Source organism: Corallococcus llansteffanensis (assembly GCF_003612055.1).
Taxonomy (GTDB): domain Bacteria; phylum Myxococcota; class Myxococcia; order Myxococcales; family Myxococcaceae; genus Corallococcus; species Corallococcus llansteffanensis.
This window is the reverse complement of record NZ_RAWB01000426.1, coordinates 1-8,725: the sequence shown is the minus strand read 5'-3', so window position 1 is coordinate 8,725 and position 8,725 is coordinate 1. Positions and strand designations below refer to the sequence as shown.

Here is an 8,725-nt window from a genome sequence, read left to right as displayed (position 1 = left end):
GGCAGGGGTCCCTCGGTGGACGCGCTCTCCGCGTTCAGCGGGGCGACCGCGAAGGAGCCGATCCGCGTGTACGCCGGTTATGAGTCCGCGCCGGACGCCGAGGCCCGGGCCGAGCTCGCGGTCCAGGATCTGGAGCGCGCAGGCGGCTTCGAGCGTGCGCAATTGCTGGTCGTGACGACCACGGGCAGCGGCTGGGTGGTGCCCGAGGCCGTGGATGCCTTCGAGTACGTCACTGGCGGTGACTCCGCGATCGTGGCCACGCAGTACTCGCACCTGTGGTCGTGGCTCTCCGTCCTGGTCGACCAGGAGCGAGCGCGGGAGGCGGGCCGCGCCCTCTTCGATGCCGTCTATGAACGCTGGTCCAGGCTTCCCGAGGGCCAGCGCCCGAAGCTGCTGATCTTCGGTGAGAGCCTGGGCTCCTTCGGAGGGGAGACGGCGTTCAGCGGTGAGCGCGACCTGGCCAACCGCACGGACGGCGTGCTGTTCGTGGGGCCGCCCCACTTCAACACGCTGTACCGCGAGTTCACCGACCATCGGGATCCTGGCAGCCCCGAGGTGGAGCCCATCTACCGACGCGGCCGCATCGTGCGCTTCAGCCGCCGGCCGGGCGAGGACATCCCTCCGGCGTCCGAGCCGTGGGGCGACTCGAGGGTGCTGTACCTGCTCCATCCTTCCGACCCCATCATCTGGTGGAGCCCCGACCTGCTGCTGAAGCGGCCGGACTGGCTGCGGGAGTCCCGTGGCGGAGATGTCCTCGGTGAGATGGTGTGGCTGCCCTTCGTGACGTTCTGGCAGGTGACGGCGGATCTCCCGCTGGGCATGGCGGTGCCACCCGGTTACGGCCACGTGTACACCGGCGAGCACGTGGATGCCTGGGTGGCGCTGCTGCGGCCCGAAGGCTGGACCGAACAGAAGTCGGCACGGCTGCGGGCGCTGCTGAAGCCGGCCCTGTGAGGACCGTCAGAGCATGTTCACGCCCCATGCTTCGCGTCTGCCCAATCCCACGCAGGGATGATGGGCCGCTGCGGGTAGGAGTGATGCATTACCCATGAGTGCGGGTGCCACCCGGGTATTGGCGTGCGTGCTTGAAGTCTCCCACTGTCGGTGACAAGGATGCGCGTCGCTGGCCCGTGAGGGATGGAAAGGCTTCCACCTTCGCGTGGGCTGGCAATCACACCCTGACATGACAAGGCCATTCCTGCCATGGCAGGGCTTCGCTCCAAGGGGGCAATCCATGACGCGTTCCTTCGCAGCCACCTTCCCATCCATCTTGTTGCTGCTCGCCAGCGCGGCCTGCGGTCCCGGCCCCTACTACGACCAGGATCCGACGGGGGGCTCCGCCTCCCCGGGCGTGGTGACCACCGAGCGCCAGGCTCTCGCCAGCTGGAGCTCCGCCGCGCCGATGTCCACGGCCCGGTTCGACCACAGCGCCACCGTCCTGCCGTCGGGCAAGGTGCTGGTGGCCGGCGGCGACCCGGGCACGACCACCTACCTTGCCAGCGCGGCGCTCTATGACCCGGCCACCAACACCTGGTCCGCCACGGGGAGCATGACGCAGGCCCGCTCGGCCCACGTCGCCGTCCTGCTGTCGTCGGGCAAGGTGCTCGTCATCGGCGGCACCTTCGGCAGCACCACCACCGCGGAGCTGTACGACCCGGCCACGGGGACGTGGACCGCCACCGGCAGCCTCGCCACGCTCCGCTCCGGCTTCATGGCGACCCTGCTGGCCTCGGGGCAGGTCCTCGTCACGGGCGGCCGTGGCAATGGTGGCGTCTACCTGACCAGCAGTGAGCTGTACGACCCGGCCACCGGCACCTGGTCCGCCACGGGCAGCCTCGCCACGGGCCGCATGGACCACTCCGCCGTGCGGCTCGGCAACGGGCAGGTGCTCGTCAGCGGCGGCCTCTACATGGTCTTCACCTCCTTGTACCGGCTCGACAGCGCGGAGCTGTACGACCCGGCCACCGGCACCTGGTCCACGACGGGAAACCTCGCCACGGGGCGCAGCGAGCACCTGTCGCTCCTGCTGCCCTCGGGTGACGCGCTGATCGTGGGAGGGCTGGCCGGCAACGGCAAGGTCACGGGCCACTACTCGGTCTCCGCGGCCGAGTCGTTCAGCGCGGGCACCCTGTCGTCCGCGGGCGCGATGAGCAGCCCGCGCCACGGCCACGCCGCCGCCACGCTGCCTTCGGGCGCCTTCCTGGTGGCGGGCGGCAAGAACAAGATTGGCGGCAGCAGCACGACCCTCTACCTGTCCAGCGCGAGCCTGTACGACCCGGCCACCAGCACCTGGAGCGCCACGGCCAGCATGCTGGCCGTGCGCAACCACTTCACGCTCAGCACCCTGCCGTCGGGCAAGGTGCTGGCAGTGGGCGGCACCAACAGCTCGGGCCTGGGGCTCGCCTCCGCGGAGCTCTACACCCCGTGACCTGAGCCGCACCCCCGGGGCCCCGCTCGCATGCGGGAGCCCCGAGGCGTGGGTGCCTACTTCCGGAGCTTGAACAGCAGCACGTCGGAGCGCCGGGACCGAGGCGTGTACCAGGTGCCGTCCAACTCAAGCGCCTCCGCCAGGGAGCCCACCACCACGATGCCCTCCGGCGCGGACGCGAGGTGGAGGTCATCCATGGACATGGGCCCCAGCACGCGGACCCACCGGGACTCCAGCGCGGGACCGAAGGCCGCCAGGGTCGGCTGGGGCAGCACGTCCTGCCGCCACCCGACCTCGCCCAGCCCGACGAGGTTCCCCTCGCCGTACTGGGCCGTCACGATGTTCCCGGCCCCGTCCACCACCATGTCCGTGAACCCGTAGTGCGCGAACTGACGGAGGCCCACGTCTCCACCCGCCGCGGTGAGCACGCCCACGAGCGCATCCCGCGCGCCGTCATACTCCTCCGGCTCGCGGCTGACCCAGGTCTGGCCGGCGAACGACAGGTACCCGTTGAAGTTCCCCGTGAAGGCGATGCGCTGATCAGGCAGCAGGCCCACGGAGGACACCTCGCTGAAACGGGCGCTCATCACCCGCGCCCAGCCGAAGTCGCCGCCCACGCCATACCGGGCGACGAAGCCTCCGCGCTCCGCGACGGTGCCGCCACCGAAGTGGGTGTTGTCCCCCGCATGGCCGCCCACGATGACGCTCTCGCTGGCGTCCACGGCGACGCTGTTCGCGCGCGTGCCCACCAGCGACGTCCCGGCCAGCACGCGCGACCAGAGGTGCGCGCCGTCCCACTGGAGCTTCAGCACGTAGGAGTTCGGATACGTGTCGTCGTACGGAAACGGCTTGCCCGAGTACACTGGCCCGTTGCCAAAGTCCGTGTAGCCCCAGAACGTGCCGACGAGCACCGCGCTGCCGTGTGCATCCGTGGCCAGGTCGAGCACGTCCATCGGGTTGTCGTAGTGCTCGCCCGGGGTGTCGAACCACGCCCGGAAGCCGCGCGTCCAGTCCACCGTGCCGTCGGGCGTGAGCTTCATCACCACGATGCCGGAGCCCTGGGGCAGCGGACCCTTGCCCAGGTCCGGCGCGCCCGTATAGCTGCCGGCGACCAGCACGTTGCCCACCGCGGTCACCACCACCTTCTCCAGTTGGACTCCCGACTGGGGGAAGGAGCGCGTCCACGCGACGCCGCCATCCGCCCGGTGCAGGGTGACGGTGTGGCCCGACTCGACGGGCCGGGGCCCCGTGCCGAGCAACCGGGTGACGACCGCGAACCCGCCATCCGGCGCGGGCGCCACGTGACGCGGGGCCTCGGTCTGCGCGTCTCCGCTCTGCCGCACCCAGGCCGTGGTCCCCGAGGGCTTCGTGCCCCGGTACGAGCAGAACGGAGCGCTCTCATACGTGACGACCAGCCGGGGCGCGCCACCGATGATGCCGCGCTCCTCCGCGTCCGTGGACGCGAAGCCCACGCTGTTGGTGCTGTCCGGCAGCAGCGCGAACGCGTACGCCCCGGACGCCGTCACGACGTTCGTCACGTCCAGCTCCACCCACGCATCCCGCGGGACGGCCCCCAGGTCCACGAGCGGCTCGCCCAGCGGCGTCGGGCGGTGGTTCCAGTCCGTCGTCGCCCCCTCGAACGCCGTCGCCCGGTACAGCCGGGGCCCGTTGCCCGTGCCGTCAATGGCATACAGGCGCAGCGCCACCCGGTGGATGCGCTCCGGACGCAGCTGCACGTCGAAGCGCAGGAAGGCCTCCGCGCGGGGATCCGCGTCCACCCGCAGCGAGGCGTGGTGCTGGAACTTCGAGTCCGGCGCATCCGCCGCGGCGTAGGTGTCGTGCAGCGCGGAGAGCGGGTCCGCGACGTACTCCGTGCGCGTCAGGCACGCGTCCGTCGGAGCGGACTTCGCCGCGCCAGTCCACACCAGCAGCCGGGGACGCAGCGAGGCGTCCGCGCTCTCGCGCGAGTAGAACGTCACGCCATCGCTCGACGTGGGGTACAGCCCGAAAGAGACGTCCCCGTTGCCACGCACCAGGTCCGTCACGTCGTAGTCCACCCAGCTCCCCGTCGCGAGGCCCTGCGCGTCCTCCACCGCGCTGCCCGTGCGGGCCGGCCGTGAGCTCCACGTGACGCTCGACTCGCTCCACGGCAGCCCCGTCAGCGCGTACACGGACGGGCCGTCATCGGAGCCTGAGTTCACGTACAGGCGCAGCACCGCGCGCTGCACGGCCTCCGTCAGCCCCTGCACCGGGAAGCGCAGGTAGGCCTCCTGCATGGGCGCGCTGTCCACCTTGAACGTCGTGGCGCTGCCCTGGGCCACGCCAGGGCTCTCCGCGTCGACGAACGTGTCGGCGCTCGCGGAGAAGGAGACCGGCGCGCCGGAGAGCGTGAGCGGCGCGGGAGGCAGCGGCGGGTTGTCCTCGGCGGACTCGACGGTGAGGATGAGCTGCGGCTTGAACTCGAAGGACTCACTCGACCCGAACGTGAGGCTGTCCGTGCCCTTCGCCGAGAGGAGGAAGTCGACGCTGTAGTAGCGGTGGGGGATGTACATGCCCGACACGTCGAGCTCCACCCACGTCCCGCTGCTCACGGGCCCCGAGGTCGAGGTGAGCCAGGAGTCGCTCCAGCTCGGCCGGGTGTTCCACGTCACGCTTTCGTCCCAGATGTGCACACCCGGCGAGTCGTGCACGGCGACGCCCTGGGCCGCGTTGTTCATCGCGAACAAGCGCAGTCGCGCGGACGTCACCGTCCCGGGAACGGGGAGCTCTGCTCCTGAGAACCGGAGGTACGTCAGCGCCTCGGGGGTTCGCGAGACCTTCAGCGTGGTGGAAGCGCCGAAGCTCGTGTCCGGGGACGCGGCCTCCACGTGCGCGTCCGCCGTGGGCGTCAGGACGACCGTCCGCGTGGTCAGCGCCGCGCGCTCCGTGCCGACGGTCTCCGCTCCTGTCTCATGTGAATCTTCTTCCACTGGAAGTGGCGCGCCGCACCCACTCAAGGTCGCGAGCGCCACACCCATTCCCCACAACATCCCTGCGACTGTCATCCGTCTCATGCTGATTCTCCCTCTGGACCTGCAAAGGGATGGCATCAGCAACAGGTGCGCCAGACCGGAGGGCAGCGTTACGGGGCCTACGGTTTCTGGGCCCCGCCCCCTCTGGAGTACCTTCGTTCCGTCATGACTCCGACCTCCTCCCGCCCCGCGTACACCGTCCAGACCGGGCAGGCCCTGCTGCGCTGCTGGTCACCGGCGGATGCCAGCGAAGCCCTCCGCGCCATTCAGTCCAGCCTGGAGCACCTGCTCCCCTGGATGCCCTGGGCGAAGCAATACCCGATGAACGTGATGCAGCAGGCCGCGCAGCTGCGCCGCATGCGCGGGCTCTTCGACCTCGGGCAGGACTTCGCCTACGCCGTGTTCGCTCGCGACGGCAGCGAGGTCCTCGGGGGGACCGGCCTGCATCCTCGCGTGGGCGAGGGGGCGCTTGAGATTGGCTATTGGATCGCGGCCGGGCACACGGGCCGCGGCCTCGCGACCGAGGTCGCCGGAGCGCTCACCCGCGTCGCCTTCGAGGTGGAAGGGGTGCGCAGGGTGGAGATCCACTGCGACCCCCGCAACGCCCCGAGTGCCCAGGTCGCCCACAAGCTGGGATTCACCCACGAAGGCACCCTGCGTCAGCGGCTCGTCGCGCCCGACGGCACGCGCCGGGACACGATGATCTGGACCCTGCTCGCCGACGAGTATCCGGGCAGTCGCGCCGCCGCGCTCCCCATTGAAGCCTTTGACGTGCTGGGGCAGAAGCTCCTCTGACGTGCCGCAGCTCGGGTCGAAGCGCGCCTCGGAGCCTGCCTGCCAGGCCAGCGGTCACGCGTCCTCGCGGCACGGCCAGTCCACGGGCCCATGGCTAGCGTAGGTGCATGTCCCGGCTCTTCTACTCCCGACGGGCGGAGCGTCAGCTCCAGCGGCTTCCGGGGGAGGCGCGTCTCCACCTGGAGAACCATCTGGAGAACTTCGCGCTCCTGATGCGAAGCGCCGTATCGCTGGAGCCGGTCCTGTCCCGACTGAAGCGTTCCGAGGACGGCTTCGTCATGACGGTGGAGGGCCTCCAGGTCTCGTTCGCCCTCGACACCGTGGCGCGTGTCCTCCTGGTCCACTGCGTGTTGCCTGTCGCTGAGGATGAACTCGTCACGGAAGCAGGTGACGGGCCGAGCATTCCCGGGTGACACATCGCGTAGGCGTCGGTGTTCCCTTCGTGCCAAAGCCGTTCACGAGGGGAAAACCATGTCGGTCATCGTTGTCTTCGCCCAGGCACCCGCCGAGGGGCTGGGCTGGCTCAGCCGCAAGCTGCTCGGCGTGACGCTCACCTCCGCCGAGTGGGTGCTCTGGGTGCTGGTGTGCCTTTCGGTGCTCTCCCTCGCCGTCATGCTGGAGCGCACGGTGTACTTCGCCCGCAACCGGCTGCCGGACTCGGAGACGCTGGCGCTGCGGCTGGCGCGCGGGGAGCTGGAGGCGGTGCGCGTCGCCGTCCAGGGGAAGAAGGGCATGGAGGCCGCCGTCATCCGCGAGGGCCTTGCGTCCAGCCCCCAGGGCGCGGCGACCGTGGAGCAGGTGATTGCGTCCACCCTGGCCCGCGAGCGCCCCCAGTACGAGCGCTTCCTGTCCTTCCTCGGCACCCTGGGCAACAACGCCCCGTTCATCGGCCTGTTCGGCACGGTGCTCGGCATCATCAAGGCGTTCAACGACCTGGGCGAGATGAATGCCAAGGGCGGCGCCATGCAGCAGACGGTGATGGCCGGCATCTCCGAGGCGCTCGTCGCCACCGCCGTGGGCCTCGCGGTCGCCATCCCCGCCGTCGTCGCCTTCAACATCTTCAACCGCCAGCTCAAGACGCTCACCAGCCGCGCCCATGCGCTGGGCCACGCGCTGGTGGGCAACCTGCGCGCGGAGGTCCGCTAGTCATGGCCGGCGGCGCGCAGGACAACGAAGAGGAGATCACCGGCATCAACGTCACGCCCCTGGTGGACGTGGTGCTGGTGCTGCTCATCATCTTCATGGTGACGGCGAACTTCATCGTCCGCGAGACGGTGGAGGTGGACCTGCCCCGCGCCGCCAACGGCGGTGAGACGGTGCAGGGCCTGGTGAACGTCGTGCTCGACAAGGAGGGCAAGCTCTACTTCGACGGCGTCGAGGTCACGGAGGCCGACCTGTCCCGCCGCGTGGTGGAGGCCGTCAGCAAGGACAAGGACACGCGCGCCATCATCAGCGCGGACCAGACCATTGCCTACGGCCGGGTGATGCGCCTCATCGACGTGGTGAAGGGCCAGGGCATCGCGAAGTTCGCGCTCAACATCGAAAAGGACGTCGCGCCTGGCTCGCCGCGGGGCTGACGTGAAGACCATGGGTGAGCGGGTGCTCGAGGACACGGCGTGGGCAGCGCCGAGGCGCGGAGGCAACGGACTTCTGGCGGGCTTCGTGGTCGGCTCGCTCACGCTGCACGGGCTGGCGCTGGGGGTGCTGCACGCGCGGCCCTCCGAGCGGCCCGCGGTGCGGCGTCCGGTGGAGCTGGTGATGGTGGAGGTCCAGAAGCCGCCGCCCCCGGTGGTGAAGGAGGAACCGAAGCCCGAGCCGCCTCCACCTCCGAAGGTGCGCGTGAAGCCCCCGCCCATCAAGGTCGCCGCGGCGCCCAGGCCGCTGCCGCCGCCTCCGGTGGACGCACCCCCTCCGCCCAACGAGACGCCTCCGCCGGCCGCGAAGCCCACGCCGCTGGTGGTGGGGATGACGCTGTCCTCCACCACGGGTGCGGGCAGCTTCGCGGCGCCGGTGGGGAACACGCTCTACGGCCGCACCGCCGACAAGGCGAAGGCGCCGCAGGAGGTGAAGGCGTACCGCGCGCCGAAGTACACGCCCATCTACCAGGTGGACTCCGAGCCGACGGTGGCCTCCGAGGTGAAGATTCCCTACCCGGACGAGGCCCGCCGCGCTGGAATCGAGGGCACCGTGACGCTCTCCATCACCATCGACAACGAGGGCAGGGTGGTGGCCTCGAAGGTCCTCCATGGGCCCGGTTACGGGCTCGACGAGGCGGCGCGCGAAGCCATCCGGCGCTTCCGCTTCAAGCCCGCCTTCAAGGGCGGCGAGGCGGTCTCCACGGAGATGAAGTACTCCTACACGTTCCTCCTCGACTGACGCCCGCCCGCCCGCCAGGAAGCGGCGGCTGAGAATTCCTCACCCGCCGAGAAGCGCCGGACGTCTGCGTGAAGTCTTTGTTCCTGTCTCTTATAAACCTCTGACGCTGCCGACG

The 8,725-nt window shown here is 70.2% G+C and carries 8 protein-coding genes; 7 read left to right on the top strand and 1 reads right to left on the bottom strand.

Going from position 1 to position 8,725, the window contains the following annotated elements:
- The coding region (locus D7V93_RS30670; RefSeq protein WP_208723207.1) for an alpha/beta-hydrolase family protein at positions 1 to 954 on the top strand (954 nt) is incomplete at its 5' end.
- Positions 955 to 1,234: 280 nt separating this feature from the next.
- Positions 1,235 to 2,428, top strand: a complete 1,194-nt coding sequence (locus tag D7V93_RS30665; protein ID WP_158623898.1) for a Kelch repeat-containing protein — start codon at positions 1,235 to 1,237, stop codon at positions 2,426 to 2,428.
- 56 nt (positions 2,429 to 2,484) lie between these two features.
- Here the strand turns inward: D7V93_RS30665 and D7V93_RS30660 are convergent, their stop codons facing one another.
- A complete protein-coding gene (locus D7V93_RS30660; RefSeq protein WP_244237611.1) occupies positions 2,485 to 5,397 on the bottom strand; it encodes a CBM96 family carbohydrate-binding protein in 2,913 nt (970 codons plus the stop codon).
- Between the two features lie 207 nt (positions 5,398 to 5,604).
- Between D7V93_RS30660 and D7V93_RS30655 the strand changes: the two genes are divergently transcribed.
- From D7V93_RS30655 to D7V93_RS30635, 5 genes are all read left to right on the top strand, one after another.
- Positions 5,605 to 6,234 (top strand): GNAT family N-acetyltransferase, encoded by a 630-nt coding sequence (locus tag D7V93_RS30655; RefSeq protein WP_120646760.1) that lies wholly within the window; start codon positions 5,605 to 5,607, stop codon positions 6,232 to 6,234.
- Positions 6,235 to 6,341: 107 nt separating this feature from the next.
- Positions 6,342 to 6,647 (top strand): hypothetical protein, encoded by a 306-nt coding sequence (locus D7V93_RS30650; protein WP_120646759.1) that lies wholly within the window; start codon positions 6,342 to 6,344, stop codon positions 6,645 to 6,647.
- A gap of 58 nt (positions 6,648 to 6,705) precedes the next feature.
- Entirely contained in the window at positions 6,706 to 7,380 is a 675-nt protein-coding gene (locus D7V93_RS30645; protein ID WP_120646758.1) for a MotA/TolQ/ExbB proton channel family protein, read from the top strand.
- A gap of 2 nt (positions 7,381 to 7,382) precedes the next feature.
- Positions 7,383 to 7,811: an ExbD/TolR family protein gene (locus tag D7V93_RS30640; RefSeq protein ID WP_120646757.1), complete on the top strand. Its 429-nt coding sequence runs from the start codon at positions 7,383 to 7,385 to the stop codon at positions 7,809 to 7,811.
- Positions 7,812 to 7,821: 10 nt separating this feature from the next.
- Entirely contained in the window at positions 7,822 to 8,610 is a 789-nt protein-coding gene (locus D7V93_RS30635) for an energy transducer TonB (RefSeq protein ID WP_120646763.1), read from the top strand.
- Positions 8,611 to 8,725: the final 115 nt, after the last annotated feature.